Annotated in this window: 21 protein-coding genes; 6 read left to right on the plus strand and 15 right to left on the minus strand. The window is 68.9% G+C overall.

Features of this window, described 5'->3' with window-relative positions; translation table 11 throughout:
* Window positions 1-97 precede the first annotated feature (97 nt).
* The 9 genes from AC3ERS_RS00435 to AC3ERS_RS00475 all read right to left on the minus strand — a co-directional run bounded on the left by AC3ERS_RS00435 (window position 98) and on the right by AC3ERS_RS00475 (window position 15,302).
* The gene (locus AC3ERS_RS00435; RefSeq protein ID WP_431962250.1) at window positions 98-1,462 is read right to left on the minus strand and encodes a hypothetical protein; all 1,365 of its coding nucleotides are present in this window, start codon (window positions 1,460-1,462) and stop codon (window positions 98-100) included.
* Window positions 1,463-1,533: 71 nt separating this feature from the next.
* The gene (locus tag AC3ERS_RS00440) at window positions 1,534-2,823 is read right to left on the minus strand and encodes a discoidin domain-containing protein (RefSeq protein WP_431962252.1); all 1,290 of its coding nucleotides are present in this window, start codon (window positions 2,821-2,823) and stop codon (window positions 1,534-1,536) included.
* A complete protein-coding gene (locus AC3ERS_RS00445; RefSeq protein ID WP_431962254.1) occupies window positions 2,823-6,275 on the minus strand; it encodes a hypothetical protein in 3,453 nt (1,150 codons plus the stop codon). Before AC3ERS_RS00445 ends, AC3ERS_RS00440 begins: the two co-directional genes overlap by 1 nt.
* A gap of 24 nt (window positions 6,276-6,299) precedes the next feature.
* Window positions 6,300-8,420 carry a hypothetical protein gene (locus AC3ERS_RS00450; protein WP_431962256.1) on the minus strand — a complete coding sequence of 707 codons (2,121 nt, stop codon included), beginning with the start codon at window positions 8,418-8,420 and terminating at the stop codon, window positions 6,300-6,302.
* Window positions 8,421-8,437: 17 nt separating this feature from the next.
* Window positions 8,438-11,236, minus strand: coding sequence for a DUF6603 domain-containing protein (locus AC3ERS_RS00455; protein WP_431962258.1), 2,799 nt, complete (start codon window positions 11,234-11,236; stop codon window positions 8,438-8,440).
* 389 nt (window positions 11,237-11,625) lie between these two features.
* Entirely contained in the window at window positions 11,626-12,297 is a 672-nt protein-coding gene (locus tag AC3ERS_RS00460) for a phosphoribosyltransferase (protein WP_431962260.1), read from the minus strand.
* Window positions 12,298-12,385: 88 nt separating this feature from the next.
* Entirely contained in the window at window positions 12,386-13,111 is a 726-nt protein-coding gene (locus tag AC3ERS_RS00465; protein WP_431962262.1) for a VIT1/CCC1 transporter family protein, read from the minus strand.
* Window positions 13,112-13,189: 78 nt separating this feature from the next.
* Complete coding sequence (locus tag AC3ERS_RS00470; protein ID WP_431962264.1) at window positions 13,190-14,794, minus strand: GMC oxidoreductase; 1,605 nt, start codon at window positions 14,792-14,794, stop codon at window positions 13,190-13,192.
* A gap of 109 nt (window positions 14,795-14,903) precedes the next feature.
* A complete protein-coding gene (locus AC3ERS_RS00475; protein WP_431962266.1) occupies window positions 14,904-15,302 on the minus strand; it encodes a hypothetical protein in 399 nt (132 codons plus the stop codon).
* 287 nt (window positions 15,303-15,589) lie between these two features.
* Between AC3ERS_RS00475 and AC3ERS_RS00480 the strand changes: the two genes are divergently transcribed.
* A complete protein-coding gene (locus tag AC3ERS_RS00480) occupies window positions 15,590-16,306 on the plus strand; it encodes a hypothetical protein (protein ID WP_431962268.1) in 717 nt (238 codons plus the stop codon).
* Window positions 16,307-16,329: 23 nt separating this feature from the next.
* On the opposite strand, the gene AC3ERS_RS00485 is transcribed toward AC3ERS_RS00480, so the two are convergent.
* Window positions 16,330-17,334 carry an AraC family transcriptional regulator gene (locus AC3ERS_RS00485; protein ID WP_431962270.1) on the minus strand — a complete coding sequence of 335 codons (1,005 nt, stop codon included), beginning with the start codon at window positions 17,332-17,334 and terminating at the stop codon, window positions 16,330-16,332.
* A 70-nt stretch (window positions 17,335-17,404) separates the two neighbouring features.
* Between AC3ERS_RS00485 and AC3ERS_RS00490 the strand changes: the two genes are divergently transcribed.
* The 3 genes from AC3ERS_RS00490 to AC3ERS_RS00500 all read left to right on the plus strand — a co-directional run bounded on the left by AC3ERS_RS00490 (window position 17,405) and on the right by AC3ERS_RS00500 (window position 20,562).
* Window positions 17,405-18,943: a flavin-containing monooxygenase gene (locus tag AC3ERS_RS00490; protein ID WP_431962272.1), complete on the plus strand. Its 1,539-nt coding sequence runs from the start codon at window positions 17,405-17,407 to the stop codon at window positions 18,941-18,943.
* A gap of 86 nt (window positions 18,944-19,029) precedes the next feature.
* Window positions 19,030-19,452 carry a DUF7144 family membrane protein gene (locus AC3ERS_RS00495; RefSeq protein WP_431962274.1) on the plus strand — a complete coding sequence of 141 codons (423 nt, stop codon included), beginning with the start codon at window positions 19,030-19,032 and terminating at the stop codon, window positions 19,450-19,452.
* A 27-nt stretch (window positions 19,453-19,479) separates the two neighbouring features.
* Window positions 19,480-20,562, plus strand: coding sequence for a DNA glycosylase AlkZ-like family protein (locus tag AC3ERS_RS00500; RefSeq protein WP_431962276.1), 1,083 nt, complete (start codon window positions 19,480-19,482; stop codon window positions 20,560-20,562).
* Between the two features lie 25 nt (window positions 20,563-20,587).
* On the opposite strand, the gene AC3ERS_RS00505 is transcribed toward AC3ERS_RS00500, so the two are convergent.
* The 4 genes from AC3ERS_RS00505 to AC3ERS_RS00520 all read right to left on the minus strand — a co-directional run bounded on the left by AC3ERS_RS00505 (window position 20,588) and on the right by AC3ERS_RS00520 (window position 23,835).
* A complete protein-coding gene (locus AC3ERS_RS00505; protein WP_431962278.1) occupies window positions 20,588-21,079 on the minus strand; it encodes a hypothetical protein in 492 nt (163 codons plus the stop codon).
* Window positions 21,076-22,140 (minus strand): DNA polymerase III subunit beta family protein, encoded by a 1,065-nt coding sequence (locus AC3ERS_RS00510; RefSeq protein ID WP_431962280.1) that lies wholly within the window; start codon window positions 22,138-22,140, stop codon window positions 21,076-21,078. The genes AC3ERS_RS00505 and AC3ERS_RS00510 overlap by 4 nt, the downstream gene beginning before the upstream one ends.
* Window positions 22,141-22,173: 33 nt before the next feature.
* Window positions 22,174-22,788, minus strand: coding sequence for a carotenoid oxygenase family protein (locus AC3ERS_RS00515; RefSeq protein WP_431962282.1), 615 nt, complete (start codon window positions 22,786-22,788; stop codon window positions 22,174-22,176).
* A gap of 138 nt (window positions 22,789-22,926) precedes the next feature.
* Window positions 22,927-23,835, minus strand: coding sequence for a cation diffusion facilitator family transporter (locus AC3ERS_RS00520; RefSeq protein WP_431962284.1), 909 nt, complete (start codon window positions 23,833-23,835; stop codon window positions 22,927-22,929).
* A 426-nt stretch (window positions 23,836-24,261) separates the two neighbouring features.
* Here AC3ERS_RS00520 and AC3ERS_RS00525 point away from each other — a divergent pair, with 426 nt between their 5' ends.
* Window positions 24,262-25,071, plus strand: a complete 810-nt coding sequence (locus AC3ERS_RS00525) for an SAM-dependent methyltransferase (protein WP_431962286.1) — start codon at window positions 24,262-24,264, stop codon at window positions 25,069-25,071.
* A 49-nt stretch (window positions 25,072-25,120) separates the two neighbouring features.
* Window positions 25,121-26,395, plus strand: coding sequence for a diguanylate cyclase domain-containing protein (locus AC3ERS_RS00530; RefSeq protein ID WP_431962288.1), 1,275 nt, complete (start codon window positions 25,121-25,123; stop codon window positions 26,393-26,395).
* A gap of 13 nt (window positions 26,396-26,408) precedes the next feature.
* Here the strand turns inward: AC3ERS_RS00530 and AC3ERS_RS00535 are convergent, their stop codons facing one another.
* Window positions 26,409-26,582, minus strand: a complete 174-nt coding sequence (locus AC3ERS_RS00535) for a hypothetical protein (protein ID WP_431962290.1) — start codon at window positions 26,580-26,582, stop codon at window positions 26,409-26,411.
* Window positions 26,583-26,600: the final 18 nt, after the last annotated feature.

The raw sequence follows: 26,600 nt of genomic DNA on the forward strand, positions 1-26,600 counted from the left end.
ACTGCCGAAGGACTGGCACAGCAGTTGAGATCACTGGACGCGGTGTCCCCAGCCAGAGAGAAGCGGCATGTTGCGGAGCCAGGGATCCCATGTCGCGCTACTCCGAAACCGGCTGCCCGACTGGCGTGTCGAAGCGATCCGTCATGTGCAAATCGGTGGCTGTGGTGGAATCGGTGGTCCCATCGGGCTCATGATGGACCGGCACTCCGAACACGCTGGATGTACTGGTCACTCGCAATCTGGGTAAAGGGGTGATCGAGAATGAACGGATGGCCAGATGACGGTCGGCCGAATCACCACGCACGAATATGAGCTGGAGGTAGCGTGCTGCCAGGCCTGAGTGCTCGGTGTAGTTGAGCTCTTTCGGACTGTGGGAGGCTCTTGTCAGGTGAAAGTATTTTTTTCTGTCTGCAGACCACTCCAATGCACAGGAATTCGGTAGATGGTTCCCCGATGGATCACCAAAGCGGAGCCTGATGGAGGTCAGCGGCGGCGCGTTCTCCCCTCTGTCCACCACGAGGTATCCAACAACGGTCGTAATAGGCGATTTGCTCAGGTAATAGGTGTCAGGCGAGCCGTCGAACATGTGCTCGAAGGGATGGTCCGGTGCCGGCTCGAAGTAGTCAGCGAACGACGGCACGGTTGCGGTTTCATGCCCGACGAACAGATCGCCGCGCACAGTCAAGTGTCCGACCTCCAGATCCGGCACCCGGACGGTGATGGTGACGGCCAGTGTCCGCTCGACGGTGTCGTTGCCCGCCTGGACGGTGCCCCGCAGGTAGAACACTGTCGTCCGACTGATGTTCGGAACCGTGTAGGTGGTCTTGTTCGTTACATCGATTTCGGCGACGTCGTACAGCAGTTTCAGCGACGACACGCCACCGGCCTCCCAGGTCAGCCGCGCCGAACCGCCGTTCTCGATGATCGGATCGTCGGTGGTCAGGTTGTCGAGACGAAAGTCCGGCGGAAACTTGCCGACGTTGATCGTGACGCTTCCGGTCTCCCAGGCGCCGTCGCCGTCTACCTCCCGCCACTCCATCGCGATGGCCAGCATCGTGCTCCCGACCACCGAGTTGATGCGCGCGTCCATCAACTGGATCGTGACGCCGTCGCCGCGGTCGATCACGGTGAATTCCGTTGTCGGCGTGAAGGTGATCGTCTTCGCCGCCGGGTCCGTGCGCGGCGTCCACTCCGCCAAACTGATCTGCGGGGCGATGCTGGTGATATCCGGTGTCAGATCGCCGGAGTTGGGTCCGGTCGGCACTGTGATGGTGATCTTGCGGCATTCGATCGCCAACCCGCTGCGGCGACTGCCGACCAACACGAAATCGGCGCGTTCCGGATCGCCGCTGGACGGCGAGATACGCACTGGATCCGGATCAGTGTGCAGCTCGAAATACAGTGGTGCGCTGGAGCTCACGTGAACACCATCGGTAGCGGCGTACTGGCCGATGATCGACATGCGTGGTTCTCCTCGTTCGTCGCTGGGATCGGTCGGACGGCATCGGACGTCAAGCGGTGAATCCGAATCGGTTAGGGCTCCGTGATTCCGGATCGGGCGATCACCGGCACACTGAACTCCGCCGCGTTGTCGTCGAGAATCAGCGGCGTAGCCGGTGGATCGACCTCGAGTGACCGAATGGCCACGCCGTCCCACGCCCAGTTGCTAATCGACTCGATACCGATGTACCTAGCGATCACGGACCCTCCCGCGGCGGCCTTCCAGTGGAATTCGGTCGCGTTGTCGCTCCACGCATCGAGGGCGTTCCATTCCTTGCCATCGGTGGACACTGCGACCCGTCCCATGCGCGGCCGAAAGTTTCCTGCGCGATCACCGAACCAGAGGTCCACCGACGTGATCAGCGATCGCGATCCCCGGTCGACGATAATCAGCGTGCCGCCGAAGATCCTGTTCTTGGTCAGGAAGTAGGTATCGAGCGATCCATCGAGAATGTCCTCCATCGGGTGTCCCGGCTCGGCTTCGATACCCTGTTTCAGGCTCACCGACTGCGGCCTGCTCATCCGCACCGAGCCGTGTATTTCGAGATTGCCGATCACCAGGTCCGGAATGCGGACGGTGACGGTGGTCATGAGCGTCCGTTCGACGGTGTTGTTGCCGACCTGGACGGTGCCGCGCAGATAGAACACCGTCGTACCGGTGACGTTCGGAACCGTCCACGTGGTCTTGTTTGTGACATCGACCTCGGCGACGTCGTACAGCAACTTCACCGACGAGGCGCCCTGCGCGACCCAGGACAACCGCACCGAATCACCGTTGTCGATGATCGGCTGCTCGGCGGTGAAGTTGTCGAGAACGAAGTCCGGCGGGAACTTGCCGATATTCATCGTGGCGAGCCCGGTCTCCCAGGGATCGTCGAAACCCGCTTCTCGCCACTCCATTTCGATACGCACCGGGGCACTGCCGACCTGGGTGTTGATCCGGGCGTCCATCAGCTGGATCGAGACGCCCTCCTCGCGGCCGATGACGCCGGCGCCCGACGACGGTGTGAAGGTGATCGTCTTCGCGGCAGCGTCGGTGCGTGGCGTCCAGTCCTCGAGGCTGATCTGCGGCGCGATGCTGTTGATGTCGGACGTGAGGTCGGGTGAGTTGTTTCCGGTCGGCACCGTGATGGTGATCTTGCGGCATTCGATGCCCAGTCCGCTGCGTCGACTGCCGACCAGAACGATATCGGCGCGCTGCGGGTCACCGCCGGACGGCGAGACACGCACCGGGTCCGGATCGGTGGTCAACTCGAAATACAGTGGCGCACTGCTGGTGACCTGCTCGGTCTCGGTGACGAGGTACTCCCGGACAATCGTCATTACCGTGCTCCTCGCTCGTTGCTGGTACGGCTGTATTGGGCGGCGTCTTCGAGAACCAGGAAACCGGAACGAATTTCGGGATCGACGCCGACAGGCAGCGAGGCCGGGTCGGGGACAACGATCGGGAACTCCGACCACTCCGCGCCCACGGCCTCGGTCCACGACCACGTGCCGGTGGCGGTGGTGGGCTGGGGGAGCGTGACCGCGCCGGTTTCGGTGCGGGCGATGAGCAGCGGGCCCGCGCGGAAGTTCACCGCCATGGCGGCCAGCGCGGCGTCGGTGAAGCGTTGCGGCACAACGACCGAGGACACCGGGAGGATGTCGGTGGTGGCGTGGACGGCGGCGCGGGGGTCGAGCAGCAGGGTGACGGTGGCGCTGCTGTCGCCTTCGAACGCCAGCTTCAGACGCTCGCCGACATCGATGGGCCGCAGATATCCGCCCGAGTCGTCCGGATTGTCCAGTACCGTTTCGAAATGCTCGTAGTCCTCGTCGATTACGCAGCCGATGAGCCCGTCGTCGGTTTGCATCGCCTCGCCTAGGCGGACATTCCACCGGTAGGAGGGCATGTGCGGCGCGGGGGGATTCACCACCCGCGGCCAGGTGACGTCGGTGCGGACCGGCCCGCACAACTCCAGGTCGAGCCGGGCGCGCACCAGGGCCAGCGGACGGCCGAGCAGGAAGCCGAGACTGTAGTCCTCCGGCCCGTCGGGGTCGATGGACACGAGGGTTCGGTCGATGAGATCGCGCACGGCGTCGAGGACGTCGGGGCCCTTCTGCACGATCACCGACAGGTACCGGTGGACATGCGGGTATTCCGCTGCCACATCGTCGAATTCGGCGACCGGTGAGCCGGGGAGAGCGGTCCAGGCGACGATCTGCTGGCCGGACGCCGACAGCACCCGCCGCAGATCGCCGAGCGCGTTGCCGTCCGGGTCGTACACGGCCAACGACCGATCCAGCCGATTGTGTATCAGCCACGCGCACACCGGATTCGCGCCGGGAGTGAGTTCGGCGTCGTCGTCGGACCGTGCGGACAGGAAGTCGAAGCGCAGCCGAGCGGGTTGCAGCAGCCGGGGCCCGAGTTCCACATAGCGGTCGACTTGGGTATCACCGACGGCGTACTTCGGCGTCATGGAATCGGGCTTGCACAGCTGATCGAAATGCAACGGATTGTCGATGAGGTTGATAGCGCGGCCGAATCGGTCCACCACCGACAGCCGGATGAACAGCAGCTGCCCGGACCGCAATTCCTGGAAGTCGGACTCCGGCCAGTCGTCCCATTCGAAGACCGGCCGCGCGCCGCCGTCCGGCGATGCTCCGGCACCGGTGCCGATCAATCCGGCGATGTCGCCGGTGGGGGCCCGGTTGACCATCGAAAGACGTTGCCCGACGGCGGTGCTCAGCCCGTCCAGCCGCTGCGACAACTGGTCCAGGTCGGTCAGTTGTTCGTGCATGGCGGCGAGCACGTCGGCGCGCAGGTCGGTGCGGCCGTTGGCGTAGCTGTCGAGCTGTCCGTCCTGGTCGTACCCGCTGGTGGGCATGAGGACCTGGCGGCCGCTGACGGTGATGGCGGGCTTCAGGTGGCCCTCGCCCTCCCAGCGGTAGTAGTTCCCGTCGAAGGAAAAGCGTTCCTGGCCGGCTTCGACGAACGGGATGGCGGTGTACTCGACCTCCCACTGCAGATACAGCGGCTGCCACGGCTGCTCCCACGGAGCGGTGCCGTACTCCGGCAATGTCCCGGTCGGATCATCGAGGCTCGCACCGGTTTTGCGGGCTTGATCGATGACGAAGAATTCGGTGACCAGCTTCGCCATCGGCCCCGGCAGGTCGGTGACATTCACCTTCGCGACCTCGGCGGCAACCGTGTCGGCGGTGATGGCGCCGATCTTGGTGACGACTCGTTCCTCGACCCGGCACGGCAGGTCGGAGTCGCGGGTCAGCGGGGCGCTCAGGTTCGCGCCCTGCATCATCAGCACCGGGTCCGCGTGCTGTTCGAACGGAGCCAGGGGCACACGTTGCAGCTCGAGGCCGGTACGCAGACCGTGTTCGGCGGCGTAGGCGCGGGCCTTGGCGGCCAGCGCGTCGGCCTTGGTGTCCCACGGTATCTCGTCCCGCAGCGCCGCGACCTCGTTCGACAGCTGCGCCACCCGCCAGGCCGCCGAGTTCTCTCGCGTCGGATCGAGTTGCCTGAGGATGCCCGGCGCATAATCCTCCGGTGGTTCCGGGTCGCACGACAGCGCCCACAGAACGTAGAGCCGCTGCTGCGCGCCCGCGAGTTCGCGTTCGAGGGTGTCGAGATCGCGTTGGCGGCCATTCAAATCGGCGGTGACCTCGGCGGCGAGCCGCTGTTCGGCGGCGAGTTCGGCGACCGACAGCGCGGCTCGCGCGTCCTCGCCGCCGCGGTCGACGGTGCGCCACACGAACCCGCCCGGCACCGGCCCGAATCCGGAATCGTGGGCGGCGCGTTCGGGGAACAGCTCGCCGTCGGCACGATCGTATTCGTCGAGCACACCGAGCGCGAACGCGCGGTAGAGCTGAGCATCTTTCTCGCTCAACGCATTCGAACCACCCGACTGCTCCTGGAGTTCGCCCGCGGCCTCGCCCGCGCTGTTGCCGATCGCCACCGCGATCTCATTGGCGTGCGGGCTCGCCGACGGGTACACGCCGCCGTTGGGTCGCCAGTCGACGCCGATCGCGCTGCCGGTGTAGACCGAGCGCCGCGGCTCACCGAAGGTCGCGGCCAGCTGCCACTCCAGCCGCGACATCAGGTCGGCGAACCGCTCGTCGGCATGGTCGCCGGCCACCAGGATGTCGCTTTTCGGTTCCGAATACCAGCCTGCGACAAAGTAGCTCAGCCGGTCGTCGTTGTCGGGATGGAGGTCGTCGAGTGTGTCGTGGATGGAGAAGACGTTTTTGTTGTACGGCTGGAACACCGAGAACGTCAGGAGCCCGGGCCCGATCGCGGTGAGGAACTGCTCGCCCCCCGGCTCCTGCCACGGGCTGCCGGTGGTGAGCTCGACCAGTCGGCCGATCTTGGTGGCGGTCGCGGTGTCGGTGGTGGGGTCGAGATACGACACCGCCCCCTCACGGGAGTCGAGGTAGTCGCTGTGCACGATCCACGCGCGCACACCGCCGTTGGAGCGGCGCACCACCAGCCAGCGATTGGGCACCAGCGGGAAGTCGCCGACCTCGCCGGTCTCCTCGTCCTGCAGGCCCTCGCTGAGTGCCTCCGGCAACTGCCAGTGCAAGTACACGCCGAGACGAGACGGGTCGCCCGTCCACTGCTCGGGCCCGGCGAACGGCGCGGGCTCCGGGGCGGCGTTGTCGTTGACGAACGGGACGAAGTTCGAGGTCCAGCGCTGGATGACATAGCTGCCGTCGGCGTCGCGGGTCCGGGCGTTCACCGCGAACGCCGCCACCTCGACCGGCACGATCAGAGTGTCGTTGGGCATGAGAATCCCTCCGGATAGCGTCGATCAGGAGCGGGCGAAGGTCTGCAGTTGCGGCGCCTTGAACATCTGCAGTGCGAACTGAGCGGGGGACAGAGTCGGCAACTCGTGGGCGGCGGCCAGCGCGGGCACCAGCGCGCCCTCGACGTCGAGCACGTCGTGGGAGGGCCGCAGGAATTTACCGAACCCGGGAGGGTCGGGGAACTCCTCGATGTACTCGCCGACGACGCCGCTGAGTTTGCGCAGGTCGATGGTGTGGAGATCGCCGATGCCGAAGTGGATGCCCTGCGGCGCTTCGGCGATGGTGAAGGTGTCGAGGGTGTCCGGGTACAGCAGCATGAGCACGTTGCTGCCGAACATCGCGCGGTGCAGTGGCTCCAGTTCCGTCTCACCGTGAAAGGCGGTGTAGCGGGTACGCGGCCAGTTCGGCACCAGCAGCGAACGGATCAGCACCCCGCAGGCGGGTGGATCCGGTACTGCGGCGGCCAGCTCGTTGAGGTCCTCGTCCAGCGCGTGACCGACCCCGACACTCAGCGCGCCGTCGACCGCGGCCCGCACCCATCCCGGATCGACGTAGAAGAACCGGATGCTCTCCGGCGGAAGCATTCTCGGGTCGGGGACGAGGTGATCGAAGGGCACCATCTGCAGTGCCGCGAGCCGGTTCAGCCACTCCTGCACCGGATCCAGTTGCTCGCGGACAGCCGACCGCAGCACCGCCCTGGTGTGGGTGTCGGACACCGTGACGCGTAGCGCGTCCGCCGACAGCGCCGACAGCGCGCCGTTGCCCCGTACCGCCGCGGCGGCGGGGCGGCGCGGCGCGGTGGCCAGCTCGGCCCCGCTGCGCGCCAGTGCCAACGGCAGCCTCGACTCGAGTAGGTGATCGAAGGCGGTGCGCACCCGGCTCTCGTGCAACGCCGCTCCCGCCTCGCTCACCGCGCGTCCCGCGATCAGCTCCGGATGCGCGGCCGCCCGGCGCGCGGCCCGCCTGGCCGCTTTGCGGAATTCCAGCAGCCGATTCCGGAACGGGGCGTCGGCCAAGGCCACTGTGCGGCCGAGGCTGAAGGCGCTGGCGTAGCCGGAGTCGAAGACACCGGACTGCTTCAGGTAGATCAGCGCCTCACCGCCGGAATCGAGCCTGGGTTCACGCGGGGGAGGAAGTGGCTGCGCGGGCGTGGCGGTGAACGGTCCGCGATAGAAGGCGATGGTGCGTTCCCCCGATTCCAGGCGCTGCGGGAGCACCGTCGCGCCACCCTGAATCCGTTGCCGCGCATCGGCATCCAGTTCACCGGGCGGCACCGGCAGGCACAGCTGGAGATCGGGTTCCGCCGCCAGGTTCGCCACCAGGTCACCGAACCCGATGCCGTTGTCGTCGAGGGTTTCGAATGTCCACGTGTGCAGCGACACCATCCGCAGGCCCTCCGACGGCGCCGCCGTGTCCCGCAGGTATGGCTCGAATCCTTCCACCGTGACCAGATGCGCTACGTGCCGTGCGGCGGTCGCGGCGGGGAAGCGATTGGCGACGACGACCGCGTTGCACTCGTCGAGATTCGGTTCCGGGTCGGCGCCGCGCACGTGGTCGGCGTCCGGCCGCCCACCCTCCCTCAGGTGGGCGAGCAGCGCCGCCTCCGCGAAGGTCGGGCGGAGCTTCGTGAACAGATCCGCCGGGATGTGGATGCTGCGGCAGGCCATTTCGGCTTCGCCGTCGAGCAGGCTGTCGGTGTCGATGGCGGGCGGTTTACCCGGTCCGGCCTGCCCGCGGAGCAGTTGGGCGACAGTGGAGACGGTGACCTCACCGATCGCATGGGGGTCGTCCGGAAGTTCGCCTTCCCGGAACACCAGCAGGAACATCCACGGGCTGCCGTCGTCCTCCCCTGCGGGCAGCATCGCCCACGGCAGGCCGGGGGTGTCGAGCGTGATGTGTGGCAGGAGCTGGCTGTATTTCCCGACACCGCCCGGCACCGGGTAGCAGGCCTGCACCTCGGAGTCGCCGAGCGCGAAACGCTGGGTGCGCACGTCGAATCGCTGGTCGCGGGCCGGCAGCGGGGCGACGGTGTCGATCTTCTGCTCAACGGCGAGGGCATAGCGGCCCGCGTAGAGCGACGGGATCCGGTGGTCGAGGAATCGTGTGCGGTGCGTGGTGGTTGGCATGTCGATCCCCTCTTGTCTCAGCCGACGAGCATCGGTTCGGCCGTGAAGGCCGTCTGGCAGGCGCGGGCGTAGGCGGACAGGTCGCTGTCGACCTCACCCAGGTCGAAGCCGAGTGCGGCCAGCTGTCCGGCCAAGCGGCGGCGAGCATCGGCCTGCGCCGAGGCGGCGACCGTGCTCGCGATGGTGGCGATGACGTTCCCCGGCCGCTGCGGCACGGCCCCGACCGGGCCCGCCGCGGGGTCGAGTGGCTGACTGCCGTCGGGCGCGACGGTATCGAAGTCGAGCGCCTCCTCGTCGATGAATCCGGTGGACGTGCCGTATCGCGGTGCGGGCGAGGTGAATTGGACGCCGAGCAACTGGTTCTTCACCAGGTGGTCGTCTCCGGCGGGCAGGTCGCCAGTGCTGCCGGAACCCCACAGTTCGGCCGACACCGTCGCCATCCGGCGGCTGCGGGTCCACTGCCCGAGGTCGAGGTCCGTATCGCCCCGCGTCAACTTCACCCGCTGGGTACTGGTGACACCGCGCCATGTGGTCGGCCGCAGGTCGACGGGACTGCCGTCCTCGACAGCGGTACTCGACGTGCCGAGGTACACCTTGGTGAGCGGCACGGTGGTGTCGGTGTCGAAGGTGAATCCGTTGGCCGACACCTCCCACGAGCCGTCTCCGCCGGTCTCGCGGTTCTTGTCCATGAGCAGCCCGGCCTGCGGCAGGACGCGTACGTTGTTGCCCGCGGGCGGCAGCATGGCGGAGAACCCGGCCCAGTCCAGATCGTTGCTCGCCCCGGCGCGTCCGTTGCCGAAATTGATGGTGAACGAGATGAACCACAGCTTCACCTTGGCCCGGCCGCCGGTGGGCGGTCCCCAAACCGTCAGTCCGACACCGACTTCCACGGTGATGGTGATCCTGACGAAGATGATCTTCACCGAGGCGGACACACCCATCGACACCCGGATGCCGACGTCGAAGTAGAAGGGGTTCCATTGGACGAGGGCGTCCATCTTCGCGTCACACCAGGCGCGGACCGGACCCGCGTGGAAACGCACGGCGAGCTGCCCGCCCGCCATCGCGGCGCCCGGGGTGAACGCCAGGTACGCCTTGCCGGAGATAGTGACCGCGCCGGTCAGATCCCAGTCGAAACCGACCCGCGGCACCGACGGATACCGCTGCGGGGCACGGTAATTCTTGTGGTATCCACCCACGGTGTAGACGAAGTCGCCCGCGTGCGGACTCGGCCCGAACCAGGTGCGGAAGGCCACGCCGCCGTGCAACCGGCAGTTCGGGTCGAGGACGAACGAGTTCGGGGCGAGCGCCATGGCGAAGCCCATCTCGCCCTCGCCGGGTTTGAGCACCGCTTGCAGATTCGCCGCTACACGGGCCAGTTTCCGGCCGCCCCCCTTGGGGAATTCCGCGGCCGCGGTGCCGAGCAGGGCGACGGTGAACTCGTCACCGACCTGCACGATCGCCATCGCGCGGCCTGAGACGAATTCGGCGAGGGTGAAGCCGAGCCCGGCCGCCACCCAGAGCTCGTTCTCCCTGGGCGAGATCCACGGGTTGTCGCCGCCTATCAGGGTGCGCAGCACCGAGACGGGCTTACCGGACCCCGCGCCGATCGAACCCGGATCGGCCAGCGCCTTGACGAACGGGAAGTTCGCGACCTGCGCGACCTCGGGTACGCGGATGTGGCTGTTCCATCCGAACCCCACCGACACGCCGGTCAGTCGCAGCGCGGGGATGCCGATGCCGGGATTGCCGCCGATGCCGGCGTAGCCGAAGAAGGAGGGCTCGGCGGCACCGGACTCCGGGACCACGTACGCGCCCATACCGGTGCCGTAGATACCCGACTTCCCACCCTTGAACGAGAACATCAGCACGCCGCCGATGACCGTCTTGTATGGGGATTCCGCCTGCGTCACACCGAGTTCGCCGACGATGTGCAGGGGGTTGCAGTCCAGGGCGAGACTCGCGACGGCGCCGTCCTCGCTGAGCGTCAGCCCGAACCGGCCGTTGCCCCGCTCGGACGACGACCTGGTACCTGCCAGCAGAGCGAAGCCGTCGCTGGTCGCCACCGCGCGCACCGGGCGGTACGGCGAACCGGTGCGCCGGACGTGGGTCGAGGCCGAGGGCATCGGTCGGCCCAACCCGTCCAGCCGCGAGGGATCCGTCGGCGTCTCGGGACGCGGGGTGTCCAGGCGTACCAGGAAGCGGCATGGCTGGGGACCTGGCCTCGGGAGCAGCAACCAGGCCCCTGGCGGCAGCTCGTCGGCGAACGGGTCGGGTAGTAGGGCGCGCGAAAGACCTTCGTCTTCCAGAACTGCCAGCTCGGCCAGCCGGGCGGCAGGCAGCGATCTGTCGGTGCAGATCACCTGCCAGCCGTCGGCGCTCGCGGTGAACATGCGCTCACCGTTCTCCCGGAGCACGACCGCCACGCCCGTGCCGGTCGCCCGCACCGTCGTGCCCGCATGCTCGTCGAGACGCAGCGTGAGGGTGTCGGACGGGCCGCACGGCAGGTCGGGTAGCTCGAACCCGGCGCACCGGGCCAGCAGTTGCGCCGACGCTCCCACCCCGGGGAGCTGGACATCGAGCGCGATGTCCGCGCCGTCGTGCGCGCGGCTCAGCCGTGCAGAAGCGGGTTGGTCGGCGTAGGACACCCGCGCGATCCCGTCACCTGTCTCGATTCCCGCCGAGAATTGCAGAGCGCCGTCGGGAAACAGCGCGCGCAATCCGTCGCCGAAGCCGAACGAATCGATCGGAATTTCGACCGATTCCCCGTTCGATTCGTCGAGAAGTTTATGGAGCCACTGGATTCGGACCGTCACGAATACCCCTCCTCCTCCGACGCCCACCCGCGGCCCGAGTGGACTGCTCGCGTTCAGCGTAGGGCTGATCATCTGAGGTTGGTGACGATTCGCAATTGCCGCTGCGCACCAAGCGGTTTCGTGAGCTATTCCGTCTTTCGTGCAATGGTCACACGGAAGCCGAATATATGGGAAAAACCATCGCTGAATGGGCGCCGAAAAATAGCGAATTGCGCAGCGGGTGCGCAACGCGCCGATGACCGCTGATGACACGTCTACGGCTGCCGGATGCATTCTCGAAAATCGGCGTCGAAAGCGGGTCCTGCGGCCGAAGCAGGTGGAGAGTCGCCAGCCTAGGAGCGGGCACGTGATCCGCGCCGTGGCTGGGACAGGTCAACCTCGGACACACCCTACGGCCGGCCCGATTCGCCGGAACGCTGGCGCAGGTCGGCCGCCGCGCTGTCCAGCAGATCGCACACCTGAGCGTCGTCGACCGGGGTGAAGTCCCCGTACCACCTGGCGATCGACGTGACCACTTCCGCGCCCTCCAGGCAGACGACCTGGTCGACCCGCCCGCCGAGCGCACGGATCGCCGAGGCCGCGCCGACGGGCGCGGCGAGCGCGACGCGGGCCGCTCCCGCCGCGCGCACCACCTCGACGGCCGCGCGGGCCGTGACACCGGTCGCGATGCCGTCGTCGACGATTACCGCTGTCCGGCCGTGCAGCGCGAGTCCGGACGCGCCGCCCCGGTAGCGAATGGCGCTGCGGGCCAGGTCTGCTCGCTGTTCCGCCTCCAGCTCGGCCCGGCCCGTTTCGGAGACGAACGCGCGCGCCAGAATCTTGTCGTCGATCACCCCGACCCCGCCCTCGCCGACCGCGCCGAACGCCAGGTCCGGCCGATAGGGCACCCGCAACCTGCGCACCATCGCCACCGTGAGCGGCGCGCGCAACGCGCCCGCCACCTCGTAAGCGACCGGAACGCCACCGCGGGGCACCCCGAGCACCACCGTGTCGGCGTCGCGAAAGTGGGCCAACCGCAGGGCGAGTCGCCGACCCGCCGCCCGGCGATCACGGAAGGGCATGCTGGGCCTCCGGACTCGGACTTCGGAAAGCACCGAAGTCTACGCCCGGCCGAAACCCCTGCGGCGGGTGGGAGACTCGAGCTTCCGTTCAGATTCCGGCGACGTCGGTCAGCTGCCCGATGCCGTAGGTGACCAGCATGGCCAGCGCGCCGCCGAGCACCACCCGCAGCATGGCGCGGACGGGATCGCTGCCGCCGAGCCTGGCGCTGATCGAGCCGGTGAGCGCCAGCGCCAGCAGCACCGCGGCGACGGTCACCGGGATGCGTGCGGTGACCGGCGGCAGCAGGATCGCCACCAGCGGCAGCAGCGCGCCGAGGGTGAACGCGATCGCCGAGGAGAACGCGGCCTGCCACGGATTGGTGAGTGCGCGCGGGTTCAGGCCGAGTTCGGCCTCGGCGTGCGCGGTGAAGGCGTCGTGCGCGGTGAGCTCCTCGGCGACCTTGCGCGCGGTGTCGGGGGAGAGTCCCTTGGCGCGATAGATGGCGGTGAGCTCCGTGAGCTCGTAGTCCGGCTCGTCGGCGAGCTCCCGGCGTTCCTTGGCGAGCAGCGCGCGCTCGGAATCCCGCTGGGTGCTGACCGACACGTACTCACCGACCGCCATCGACAGCGCACCGGCCGAGAGACCCGCGATGCCCGCGGTGAAGATCGCGCTCGTGGTGGTGGTCGCCGCGGCGACGCCGACCACGAGCCCGGCCGTCGACACGATGCCGTCGTTCGCGCCGAGCACGCCGGCGCGCAACCAGTTCAGCCTGGTCGCGAATCCGCCCCCGTGCGGCTCGTGCGGATGAGAACCGCTGATCGTCGAGTCCTCCATGCCCCGCACCCTAATGGACGCTGCCGGACGAAGTCCGTCGAAAACCTACGCATGGCCGGTGCGAAAGCGGAGGTACGCCTAAACGGCGGTGGTGACCTTCGTGCGGAGGCGATCGGCCAAGCGGACCGCGAGCGCGACGATCGTTAGCGTCGGATTGGCATGGCCCGTGGTGGGAAACACCGAGCTGCCCGCGACGAACAGGTTGTCCATTCCGTGCACCAGGCAGTCGGCGTCGACGACGCCGTCGCGCGGGGCGGCGGACATCCGGGTGGTGCCGGTCGGGTGCGCCCAGTCGGTGAGGGTCGGCGGCAGCGTGCTGTCCGGTGTGGCCCAGTCGAACAGGGTCGGTCCGGCGAATCCCAGCCTGGCGAATTCCTGGACCGCCAGCGCGGCGGCGCGGCGCACGGTGGCGTCCTCCTGGGCGTGCACCCGCCAGTCCACCCGCGCCGCCGGCATCCCGAGCCGGTCGGCGCGATCGGTCAGGGTGACACGGCTGTCTCGGTTCGGGGCCTGTTCGACCATGCAGCGCAACTCGATTCGGTCCAGCTTGTGCGGCAGCCCGGTGTGCTGGAGGAGTCGCCGTCGCGCGCCCGCGAGCAGCAGTCCGGAATTGGCCAGCGCGACTTTCGCGTCGTGCCGGTCGCCGCGCCCGCGCAGCAGTTGCTTCACCGAGTCCCACGGATCGTCCGCGGCGGGCACCTCCTGTAACCACAGTGCGCAGTTCAACAGACCCTCGTCGGCCTGGATCTCAGGGGCGAGGGCCACGCCGTGCACGAAAGTGTGGCGGCCGTGCGGCGTCTTCACCACGTACTTGCCGAAGCGGTGCGTGATCGCCTCGGCCGCAGCCGGTTCCAGCGCGCCGACCGCCCCGCAGCGGTGGTCCATCAGATAGCGCCCGACCTGGTCGTTCCGGTTGCCGAGCCCCTCGGGCCGCGCCCGGCGCGAGGCGAGCAGCAGGCGGGGATTGCCGATGCCGCCGGTCGCGAGCACCACCGCGCGGACACGGACGGTGCGCGGTCGTGGGTCGGCTCCCGCCACTTGCAGCGTCTGCACGTGCGTGCCGTCCGGATCGGTGTCGAGATGGGTGACGGTCGCGCCGACGATCACCAGAACATTGGGCGCGGTGAGGCTTTCGATGTGCGCGCCGAAGCGCTTGCAGTCGAACGGGTCGGCGGGGTCGCGGCTGATCTGCCAGAAGTAGGGGCGGAACCGCCGCGGGTCGAGCGCGTCGGCCGGGCGTGTTCGTCCGGCCAGTTCCCAGAAGCCGTCGTCGGTGAAGCCGCTGCCGTGTCCGATGCCGATGTGGCAGGCGGCGCGGGGCAGGTAGGGCTCCAGGTCGGCGGGGCCGATCGGCCATCCGGAGCCGGGAACCCAAGGGCGGTCACGGAAGTCGAGTTCGTCGAGCAGCGCGCAGCGCCCGCTCCACGAGTGCGAATTGCCGCCGAGGATCCGGTCGCCCGCGATCCGGTTCGGCTGCGCCCGGCGCGCGCCGACGTTGTCGTAGTCGTCGAGCGCGTTGGTCGTGTCCGAGGATTCGCGCCCGCCGCTCTCCAGGACCAGCACGCGCAGTGCGGAATTCGCCAACTCGGCCGCGATCGTCAGTCCGGCGGGGCCCGAGCCCACCACGCACACGTCGGCGGTCAGTTCCTCGTCCCGGACCGCTGCCAATTCTTCGATCCGCACGGTCGCCCTCCCGCAAGCCAGAAACCCCGCCCGGCGGGCCGTCGGCCGGTCCGCACGTCACGTTCACTGTACGAGGCGCGCGCCGATCACACGCCGAAAACCGTTGGCGTCAACGAAGTTCGGTGTGGTTTCCGGAACGGACGCGGCGGGCACGCCGGATGGGCACGGGGTGCGGGATCAGCTTGCGGTGTGCGAACTGCATACCGCCGAGCAGCGCGAGCGCGAGAAGTGCCGTGACATAGTCGCCGAGAGCGAGTGAGAGCACCGCGAAGCCTCCGAGTAGCGGTAGTTCCAACAGGGCGCACCAGCCGAGAATCCGTAGTCGAGTGGCATTGGCGTCCAGCCAGCGCACGCCGTCGTCGATGATCTCGCCCGCCGTGACCGAACAGATCATGCCGTCGCCCACCTGAACGAAGCGATGCACTGCGTCGTCGCGGGTGAGTTCGCCCAGCCAGGCCAGGTCGATGAGCCGCTTGCCCTCTTCGGCGACTTCTCGGACTGTGTCCATGCGACCCCTTCCGAGTCGATATTCGGCCGAATTCTATGTCGACGGAACCCGGCTTCCTAGAGGTGATTCCCGCCGCCTGACCTTGTCCGCGCCGCGCCGGGCCGACCCGAGTACCCACCGGCGGATTCCGTCGAATGTCCTGCGGCGCGTACGCCCACGTGCTGCCCGCGGAGCCGGCGAGCTGCGGGTGATGAGCGCGTGGCCGAGGGCGTTTCGGCCTCTTCGCGCGCGTAGCACGGGGTGGACCGGTGCGGACGTACGGCACGGTTCCTGGCATGCTGACCGGCATGATCACACTGCGGTACTCAGGGGCACGCCTGCTGGCGGGGATTTCGGCGGGCGTCATGCTGCTCGCCGGTTGCGGCGGGAACGACGAGGCAGCGACGAGTTCGGCCGCGCCAACCACCCCGCGTGACCAGCTACTGCTGTCGGAGTCCGAATTCCCGGCCAATACCAAGAAAGTGGACCTGCCCAAGGACCGCCTGGAGACCGCCGCCGCCGATCTGGCAGGCACGCAACAGAATTCCACCATCACCCCGGCGGACTGCGCGGGCACCCAGGAGGATCTGGGAACCGCGACCAAGAACCTGCTCTCGGACGCGGCGGTCGCGGGCGCGACCGACGACAAGGCCGGGCTGATGTTCGTGGAGTTCGTCGCGGGCCGCACCGCCGATCTGGCGCAGATCACCGCGGGAAACAAGAAGTGCGGTGAGGTGAGCGCGACCTCGACCGTGGAGGGCAAGCAGATCACCTCGGTGGTCAAGGTGGAGAACCTCGACGCTCCTGCGGAGCTGAAGGGCGCCGAGGCCATCGTCTACCGCTCGGTCAGCACCTCGACCGTCGGCACCGGCAAGCCGCTCACCTCCACCGCCTACCAGGGCATGGCCGTGCTGCGCGGCACCACAGTCGTCGTGCGCGTCGCCGCGCTGAAGGACTCGCTGGACGAGGCCGCGTTCGAGAAGTTCTTCGTGGACGCGGTGGAGAAGGTGCGCAAGGCCTCGTAGTCAGCGTTCCGCGCGGCCCGCGTTCAGCGTTCCGAACGACGCAGTGCGGTGGGCGTGCGTCCCCACCAGCGACGGGAGGATCGGGTGAAGGTCGCCTGTTCGGCGAAGCCGAGGAGCGAGGCGACCTGGCTCAGCGGCATGTCGGTGGTGGTGAGGTAGCGGTGGGCCTCCTCGCGGCGCACGTCGTCGAGCAGCGCGGCGAAGGTGGCGCCCTCGGCGGCCAGCCTGCGCTGTAGCGTGCGCGGATGCGTTCTCAAAATTCTTGCTACCACGGCGATTTCGGGTGGGGTCGTGCCGAGCAGCTGGCGAAGCGCGGCACGCACCCGTGGCGCGATCGAGGTGCCGATCCCCGCGGTCTGCTCGGCGAGGAAGGCCATGGCCAGCCGGTGCAGATTCTGGTCGCCGCCGGAGAGCGGGCGGTCGGCCAGACCGCACGGCATCCGCAGGATGGCCGCGGACCGGCCCACCCGCACCGGTGCGCCGAAGAATTCCTCATAGGCGCGCAGCGGGGCGGGCGGGTGGTACGGCAGTTCCACCGACCGCAGTCCGTAGCGTTCGCCGACCAGCCGTTGGATGGTGCGGTGCAGGAAGCCGAGGCCGAGATCGGTGCCTTGGACCGGGGCGGGCACGTCCGGCGGTCCGTCGTACCGCAGGGCGATCACGCCGGGGTCGCCGTACGGGTCGGCGGTCAGGCCGAGGCTGAGCGAGCGGGCGTGCACGAACAGGTAGCGCGAGGAGCAGGCGAGCGCGTCGGCCAGGGTGGGGGAGTTGCGGATCGCCAACGCCAGCGGGCCGAGCATGGCCAGGTCCTGGCGGTAGGCGATGCGCAGTCCGAGGTCGGGGCAGTCGAGGCGGTGGGCGGCCAGCTCCAGCGCCGCCGCCATGGCATGGTCGGGGACGAGCAGATCGTCGGCGTCCAGCGCGGCCGTGGGCAGGCCCACCGCGGTCACGTATTCCTCGGCGTCGCCGCCCAGCTCTGCCACCGTGGCGCGGAAGCCGCGCAAGCCTGCGGATCGGATGACGGACATGTCGTCCAGAGTCAAATACTTGTCGCCCGAAGTCAAGAATGCCGCCGGTCGGATCCGCACACTGGAACCCATGACCGCAGTAGCACCGGAGGACAGTGATGTCCGGAACCATGATGTCCGGGACCACCTCGACGTCGTGATCGTCGGGGCGGGCCTGTCCGGCATCGGCGCCGCGTACCGGCTCCAGACCGAATGCCCCGGCAAGAGCTACGCCGTGCTGGAGGCCCGCGACGCACTCGGCGGCACCTGGGACCTGTTCCGCTACCCGGGCATTCGCTCGGACTCGGACATGTTCACCCTCGGCTACCCCTTCCAGCCGTGGCGCGACGCGAAGGCGATCGCCGACGGATCCTCGATCCTGCGCTACCTCGAGGAGACGGCGGCCGAGCACGGCATCGACCGGCACATCCGCTTTCGCACCAAGGTGCTCTCGGCCGACTGGTCCAGCGCCGAGTGCCGGTGGACGCTGACTCTCGCCGAGCGCGACGCGGCGGGCCGCACCGTCGAGCGCACGCTCACCTGCGACTTCCTCTACACCTGCGCGGGCTACTACGACTACGATCGCGGCCACGCGCCGGAATTCGCCGGCGCGGACACCTTCTCCGGGCGGATCGTGCACCCCCAGTTCTGGCCGGAGGACCTCGACTACGCGGGCAAGCGAGTCGCGGTGATCGGCAGCGGCGCCACGGCGGTCACGCTGGTGCCGTCGATGGCCGATCAGGCCGAGCTGGTGACGATGGTGCAGCGCAGCCCGACCTGGATCAGCCCCGTCCCCGGCCGGGACAAGCAGGCCGACGCGATCCGCCGTCTGTTGCCGCCGCGCCTGGCGCACCGGGTGATCCGCGCCAAGAAGATCCTGTTCGGCATCGGGTTCTACCAGTACTGCCGCCGTTTTCCCGGCTCAGCGCGCAAGCTGCTCACCGGCCTGACCACGCGGATCATGAAGGACGAGCAGGCCGTCGCCGAGCACTTCACGCCCAGCTACGACCCGTGGGACCAGCGGTTGTGCGCGGTGCCGGACGCCGACTTCTTCAAGGCGATGAAGAAGGGCAAGGCGCAGATCGTCACCGATCACATCGACCGCTTCGTGCCCGAGGGCATCCGGCTGAAGTCAGGGCGGGTGGTGGAGGCCGACATCATCGTCACGGCCACCGGGTTGCGGCTGCTCGCGTTCGGCGGCATCACTCCGCATGTCGACGGCATCCCGGTCCAGCTGTCCGAGCAGTTCGTCTGGCAGGGCGCGATGCTCACCGGCGTGCCCAACTTCGCGGTCTGCGTCGGCTACACCAACGCCTCGTGGACGTTGCGCGCCGACCTCACCTCCCGGCTGGTCTGCAAGGTGCTGCGGCACATGGACGCCAACGGCTACGCGGCCGTCGTCCCGGAACCGGACGGCGAGCTCACCGAGCACCCGCTGCTCGATCTGGCCTCCGGATACGTCCAACGCTCCATCGGCGACTTCCCGCGCCAGGGCGGGCGTCACCCGTGGAAGGTCCGCCAGAACTATTTGCTGGATTCGGCCACGACGCTGCGCACCAACCTGCACAAGACGCTCAAGCCGACGCCGCGCGCGGACCTCCGCGCTCCGGTCTCCGCTGTGGCGCGCTGATCGCGAATCCTCACCCGAAACGGGTGAGGTATTCCGCGGGCGCACCGGCTGGGATGGACATTCAGGTTTCTCCTTCGCGGAAGGGAATGCAGATGACCACACCGACACCGGAAACCCAGCACCCGGTTCGCCAGGGCATCGCGGCGGGCACCTCCATCGGCGCCGCGATCCTGCTGCTGACCGTTGGTGTACTGCAGATCTTCGAAGGCATTTCGGCCATCATCGACGACGAACTGTTCGTCGTGGGGCCCGAGTACGTGTACCAGTTCGACATCTCCACCTGGGGCTGGATCCATCTCGTGCTCGGCATCCTCCTGGTGATCTGCTCGATCGGGCTCATGACGGGAAGCACCTGGGGCAGGGTCGCGGCCATCGCCATCGCGGCGCTCGCGATCATCGCCAATTTCCTCTCGCTGCCCTACTACCCGTACTGGTCGATCCTGATCATCGCCCTGAGCATCGTGGTGATCTGGGCGGTGTCGACTTGGAAGCCGACCGACGAATACTGAGGGCGGCTCGGTCGCTACGGTGGGCCGATGGCCGAGACGATCGCCGTCGCCCGCGCCCAGTGGCTCGGTCACCGCTGGCGCCGCCACGGCCTGAACGGGCGAACGAACGGCGGGGCGCTGGACGACCTGCTGCTGCTCGGACTCCAGGATGGGCGATTCGGCGGCGCCGCGTACTCGCTGCGTCAGCGCACCGAGCGGATCGGCTCCACACCGCTCGGCCGGGCGATCGATCCGGCCGGGCCGTTGGTGAGCTGGTGGTCGATGCGCGGCGCCCCGCACGCGCACCGGCTGGCCCAGCTGGACGTCGTGCGCGACGCGCTGGCGCCGCAGGTCTCGGACGAGGGCGGCGCGGCGCAGGCCGACGCCGTCGCCGAGGTCGCCGCGGCGCTGCGCGCTGTCGTCACCCGACCGATGCCGAAGGCCGAGGTCAGCGCGGCGGTGACCGCGCGGGTCTCACCCGCGCTGGTGCGCTGGTGCGAGCGCTGCGCAGCGGAGCATGTGCCGGACGGGCTGTTCCGCGCAGCCGGATGTCAGGCGCAGATCGTGCTCGGGCCGGAGGTGAACCGGGCGACGGTGCTGTATCCGACCCCGGATCATCCCGCCGTCGGCGTGCGACAGCCGCGCCTGGCGCTGTTGCGAGCCTTCTTCCGGGTGAACGGGCCGACCACCCGTCCGCTGTTCCGCGATTGGCTCGGCGCCGCCGCCGACGAGCCGTGGCGCGCGGTGGCGGGCACGCTGGTGCGAGTGCGGGTGGACGATCGACGATACGACCTGCCCGAATCGCTGCTGGACGAGGTGCGCGGCGCACCGCCGCCGGAGGGTGTGCTGCTGGTTCCGCCCGGCGATCCCTATCTGCGCCAAGCGGATCGGTCGCTGCTCGTCCCCGACCGCGCGAGGCGGGGACAGGTGTGGCGGGCGCTGTCCGCGCCGGGCGCGGTGCTCGTCGACGGTGAGGTGGCGGGTGTCTGGCGGTACCGCCGTGATCGGCACCGGATGGCGGTGAGCCTGTTCGCGGCGCTTCCGAGCGGACGCCGCGATGAGATGGAGCGGAATGCGCAGTGGCTGACCGGAGACGACCGGTTGCGCTTCGGCTTCGATGAAGTCGGCTAGCACGGGAGGTCGTCGGACGCGATGGTCAGCTGGGAGCGGGTGCTCGCGGTTCCGTACGTCCGTCCCGGATCGCTTGCGCCACCTCTTCCACGGCCGTGCGCACTGTCGCACCGTACTCGTCGTCACCGAGCGTGCGCAGGCAACCGCGGGCGGCTTCGATCTGACGCTCGGCGGCCTCGAACGAGGCGAGGCGGCGGTAGTTGTCGGCGAGGTTCAGGTGCAGCGAGGGGTAGAAACCGCGCACGTTCAGTCCCGCGTGGTGGCGGCGCACGCGCTCGTCGGTGAGGCTGTCCGCGGCGTCGAGTGCGCGGATGTCCCAGGTGAGGGCCTGCGCGGCGTCGTCGTGCAGGTCGGCGAGGTAGTGCGCGAGGGTGCAGCGGTGCAGTGGATCGCCCTGCGGGCCGAGTTCGGTCCACAGCTCGGTCAGCATGGTGCGTGCGGTGTCGCGGTCGCCCGCGCGGCCGAGCCCGACCGCGCGGGCGATGGCGTCCATGGTGGTGTCGGTTGGATCGGTCATCGGTCGTCCTCCGTGGTCGGTACGAATGTGGGCATGACGAGGGTGGTGAGATCGCCGTCGGTCGCCGAACGGACGACGACCGGTTGGTCGGGGGCGGCGAGGTCGAACATCAGGTCCGGCCCGATCGCGCTCGCGACGGCGGGGCGCAGCACCGTCGAACGGAACGCGAGATCCATCGGTGCGCCGGTGATCACGGCGGGCAGCCGGGTGGCGGTGACGGCGCCGGAGACCGCGAGCCCGGCCCCGTCGACGGCGCAGACGACGCTCTCGTCCGTGGCCGTCTCCAGCAGGTCGAGCAGCGCGGCGCGGGCAACCAGCACCCGGGTGCGCACGGTGGGCAGTCCGTCGAGCACCGCTCGGTACTCGGGGAAGGGCTCTCCGATTCCGGCGCAGTCGTGCTCGGTGTCGCCGGAGGTGAGCGCGAGGCCGGATTCGCGCGGCGCGAGGACGACCTCCTCGATCGAGTCCAGCCACGGGCGCAGCGACGCCAGCGTCGCGGCCCCGATCACCGCTGTCCACGCGCCGCCGTTCCGCAGCGGTGCCACGGTGCGCGTCGACAGCCGGTACCGGTCGGTGGCAGTGAGCGTCAGCGCGGTCGAATCCGCCTCCACCAGGATGCCGGTGAGTACCGGGGCCGAGTCGTCGACCGCCGCGGCCGCGCCCACTTGCGCGATGGCGCGCGCCAATTCGGCCGCGGGCACCGCCGTGCCGTGCCCCGCGCCGAGAGTCCGCTTGACCTGCGCCGCGACCCGCGCGGCCGCCTTCGCCCGCCGTTCCAGCACCGCGACGTGCGCGTCGAGCAACCGTTCGGCGCGGTCCGGGTCGGCCGCGAGCACCTCGGTGATGGCCTCCAGCGACAAGTCGATGCCGCGCAGCCGCCGGATCAGCACCGCCCGCTCGCACTGCGAGCGCGTGTAATACCGGTATCCGGTCGCCGCGTCGACCTCGGTGGGCGTGAGCAGCCCGCAGTCGGCGTAGAACCGCAGCGCGCTCGTGGTCAGGCCGCTGGCCCGCGCCAGCGCCCCGATGGTGATCAACTCCTCGACCCTGGAACTCCGCACCGGGCCATCATGGAGTCTCAACCAACGTGAAGGTCAACCGCGCCCAGCCAACCGGGTCGCCGTACCCGCTCGATCAGACCGGGTACGGCTCCCGACACGACCAGCACCGTTAGATGTGATCCTGCGGCCGAAGAACAACAGCTCCCCGGTCCTCGGGCAGATCTTGGGATGGGCGGTCATCGGAGTACGCAGCGCGTCCGCGAAAGTGAACGGTCCGACGGTCTCCAATTCCGGGCTGATCTCATAGGGAAAGCCGCCTTCCTCGAGCGCCAGCAGCCGGCCCGCGTGCGCGACCACGTGGGTGTTGGCAGTGGTGACGCGGTAGTCCAGCTTCCCGGTGTCGGCGTCGACGGTCAGCGCGAGCCTGGACTGCGCGGGATGCGCGAACAAGGGGGTTCGCACGTACCGGTTGCGATACCAGCGAGCCTGTCCGTCCCGCAGCGCCACCGCGTGGATCATGCCGTCGCCCGAGAAGTAGTGCGGCGACCAGCCCGTGCGCGGATTGGGGCCGTTGCGCAGATACACCCCGTTCAAATCTTCGGGAACGGTCCCGATCACCGTGGCCGGTTGCACTGTCACCTCGTCGGTGATCGGCGCATTGTTTCCCGAAAGGTGCAAGGGCGGATCGGTGTTGGGCGGGGTCGTCATGAGCTGCTCTCCTGTTCTCAGTAGGCGGCCCAAGCTTGCGGCGACGATCCGCGAAGAAACAGTCTTGTTCTTGCCGCCGCCCTCAGCCGGTCGAAGAAGACGCAGCGCAACGGCGATGAAATTGACACCGCGCCCGTCTCATGCCCGGTGCACCGGCCCGTGCGGCTCGGCGCAGTGCAGATCCGCGCGCGGCGCGGTCGGATCGGACACGTGGTCCACCTGCAACGTCGTGTGCTCCAGGCCGAACTCCGCCAGCAGCACCCGCTCGATCCCCAGCCGCACGGCGTGGCAGTCGGACCGGTCGTCGACCAGGATGTGCGCCGACAGCGAGGGCTCGCCCGAGGTGATCACCCAGACGTGCAGGTCGTGTACCTCGCTGACCTGCGGGATGGTGACGATGCGCGCGCCGATGGCATCGGGATCGAGGTGTGCGGGCGCGGCCTCCAAGAAGATCCGCCCCGATTCGCGGACCAGCGCCCAGCCTGCCTTCAGCATCAGCGCGGCGACCACCAGCGCCGCGATGGCGTCGGCGCGGGGATAACCGGCAAGCCACACCACCGCGCCCGCGATGGCCGTGCCGATGAAGGCGTACATGTCGTTGAGGATGTGCTGGAAGGCGCCTTCGACATTGAGGCTGGTGCGGTTGGCGCGGCTGATGCACCACGCGGCGACGACGTTGACGACGATGCCGACCAGCGCGGTGACGAAGACCAGCGGGCCTGCCACGTCCGGCGGGTGGATCAGCCGGTCCACGCCTTCGTAGACGAACCACGCCGCCAGCAGCAGCAGGGTGATGCCGTTGGCTTGCGCCGACAGGATCTCCGCGCGCTTGTAGCCGTAGGTGTAGCGGCCGCGCGCGGGGCGCTTGGACAGCCGGATGGCGATGAGCGCGAGGACGATCGATGCGGCGTCGGTGAGCATGTGCGCGGCGTCGGTGATCAGCGCCAGCGACTGCGCCAGCAGGCCGACCACCACCTCGGCCGCCATGAACGCGAGGATCAGGGCGAGCGCGATGCTCAGCCAGCGCGGGTCCGAGTCCGCGGACACGCCGTGATCGTGGTGGTGCCCGCCGCCGTGGTCGTGGCTGTGATCATGGGAGTGCCGGAGCTCATCGGCGCACTCGCGTTCCCGCGTCGTGCTGTCCGCCGGTCGCGCCGGGTGCCGCGGCGACACGCAGTGATCTCCCATGAGCGAACGTCCCTTCCACGTCGGATGGCTGCCGCGCCACAGCCTAGCCTATCTTGCAGACATGCGCATGTCTGCATTTATTTGGAGGTGTAGGAGGGTTGCCGGGCGGGTACCCGCATCCGGCGTACCGCCGCGGTGCGCAACTGTGATCATGTGCAGTGCACTGTCGTTCGGACCTGCGGTTACGATGCGGACGGCGCCTAGCGGGTGATCGGCGACACCACCCGTTCGGTGCGAGCCTTCCCGGTCGCGGAAGGCCGGCTCGTGGACACAAAGGGGTATGCGATGGACAGGCCGGCGTGGGCGCCCGAGGGCGTGGATATGCAGCAGGCGAGCCCGGCACGCATGTACGACGCGCTGCTCGGCGGCTCGCATAATTTCGAGGTCGACCGCAAGGCCGCCGACTTGGGCAAGCGGCTGGTGCCCGATCTGCCGCTGGTCGCGCTGAGCAACCGCGCGTTCCTGCGCAGGGCGGTGCGCTTCCTGGTGGACGCGGGCATACGCCAGTTCCTCGACATCGGCTCGGGCATCCCGACGGCGGGCAACGTGCACGAGGTGGCGCAGCGGCTCGACCCGGAGATCCGGGTGCTCTACGTCGACATCGATCCGGTCGCCGTCGCGCACTCGAAGGCGATCCTGCGCGACAACGACCGCGCCGCGGCGATCGAAGCGGATCTGCGCAAGCCGGAGGAACTGCTCGGCAAGGTCCGCGAGACCGGATTGATCGATTTCGACCAGCCCGTCGGGCTGCTGCTGGTCGCGGTGCTGCACCTGCTCTCCGACGAGGACGCGCCCGCCGCGAAGGTCGCCGCGATGCGCGCCGCCGTGCCGAGCGGTTCCTTCGTGGCGATCTCGCACCTGACCTCGGAGCTGCGGCCCGAGGACGCCGCGCAGCTCGGTGCGAACGCGGCACAGCAGAGCAAGGTCGGGATTCACTTCCGCTCCGCCCCTGCCATCGCGGCTATGTTCGACGGATGGGACCTGGTGGAGCCGGGTGTGGTGGAACTACCCGCCTGGCGCCCGGAATCCGAGCGCGATCTCCACGAGGCGCCCGGCCGATCACTCGGTCTGGCCGGACTCGGTCACAAGGTCTGAGGCCGGAACTGTCGAGGGCGCCGGTCGGACGGGCAGGAGGTCGCGGGTAGTGGGTCTGCGCGAGCTGGCGTTGCGATGGGCGGACGCGCTGGACGGCGTCGTCGCACCCACGCTCACGCGGACCGAGACCGAGGCGATGCTCGCCGACCTGTCCGAGCTCCTTGTCGCCGCCATCCGCGGCGACGGCGATCTGCGCGACGCCCACGACGCGGCCGTGGTGCTGGTGGCCGCGAACTACCGCGACCCGCTGATGGTCAGCCGTTCGATCGCGGTGATCTGCCACGACATGGTCGAGGAGATCTGCGCCCCCGGCGACGCGGACTACGACCGGGTGCGCGATCGCGCGGTGGCCGTGGCCGCCGAGTTCGCCTCCGGTTGCACCGGCGCCTTGCGTGCGGCCGCGCTGGTCGAGCAGGAGACGACCCTCGGCGCGGCGCTGGCCGCAGCACGGGACGCCGAAGCGCGGCGCCAGCTTTCGGAGGCGAGGTTCGAGGCCGTGTTCGCGGGCGCCTCGGTCGGCATCGGCACCGTCGACGTCACCGGGCGCGTGCTCGCGGTGAACGCCGCCTTCGCCGAGATGCTCGGCCTGCCGCAGGAGCACATGCCGGGGCGCGCGGTGGCCGAGCTGCTCGGGCCCGCCAACATCGGGCACGCCTACGGACGGTTCCGGAGCATGCTGGCGGGCGAGACCGATCGCTTCCGCCTGGAGACCACGCACGTGCGCCCGGACGGCGGACTTGCTCACATCGACCTGTCGATGTCGGCGGTGCGCGACGCGGACAGGCGCATCCAGTTCCTGATCGGCGTGGCGGTGGACGTCACCGAGCGCAAGCAGCTGTCCGACCGGCTCTGGCACGACGCTCACCACGACAATCTGACCGGGCTGCCCAATCGGCTGCTCTTCTTCGATCGGCTGGCGAGCGCGGTGCCGCCGATCGGTCTGTGCTACCTGGATCTGGACGGCTTCAAAACGGTCAACGACGAATGGGGACACACCGTCGGCGACCGGGTGCTGCACGAGGTGGCGCAACGCTTGCGTGCCGCCGCCGAATCGCTCGGCGGACTGACCGCCCGCATCGGCGGCGACGAGTTCATCGTGCTGGTCGAGCGCTGCGCGGGGGAGCCGCAGCTGACCGCGGTCGCCGACGAACTGCGCGCCGCGCTGGCGACGCCGTTGTGGGTGGCAGGTCATCCGGTGCACGTCGGCGCCAGCGTCGGCACCGTGTTCGTGGTGGACCGGCCGAGCGCGATCGACGCGCTCATGCACGCGGTGGACACCGCCATGTATCGCGACAAGACGGGCCGTTCGCCGCGCGGACCGTAGACGGCCTGACGTCTCAGGCGATGTCCGCGACGGGTTCGGCCAGCGAGCTGTCCCCGGCCGCGGCGATCACCGCGCCGTGCTCACTGATCAGCCAGCGCCCGCACACACAGCGCAGATAGCTGATCTCGCCGTGCGCGGACACGACCGTGGGGGAGGGCCAGGAGCAGGAAGGGCAGATGGCGGACATGCCCTCAGCCTGATGTAA

Source organism: Nocardia sp. bgisy134, from assembly GCF_057708325.1.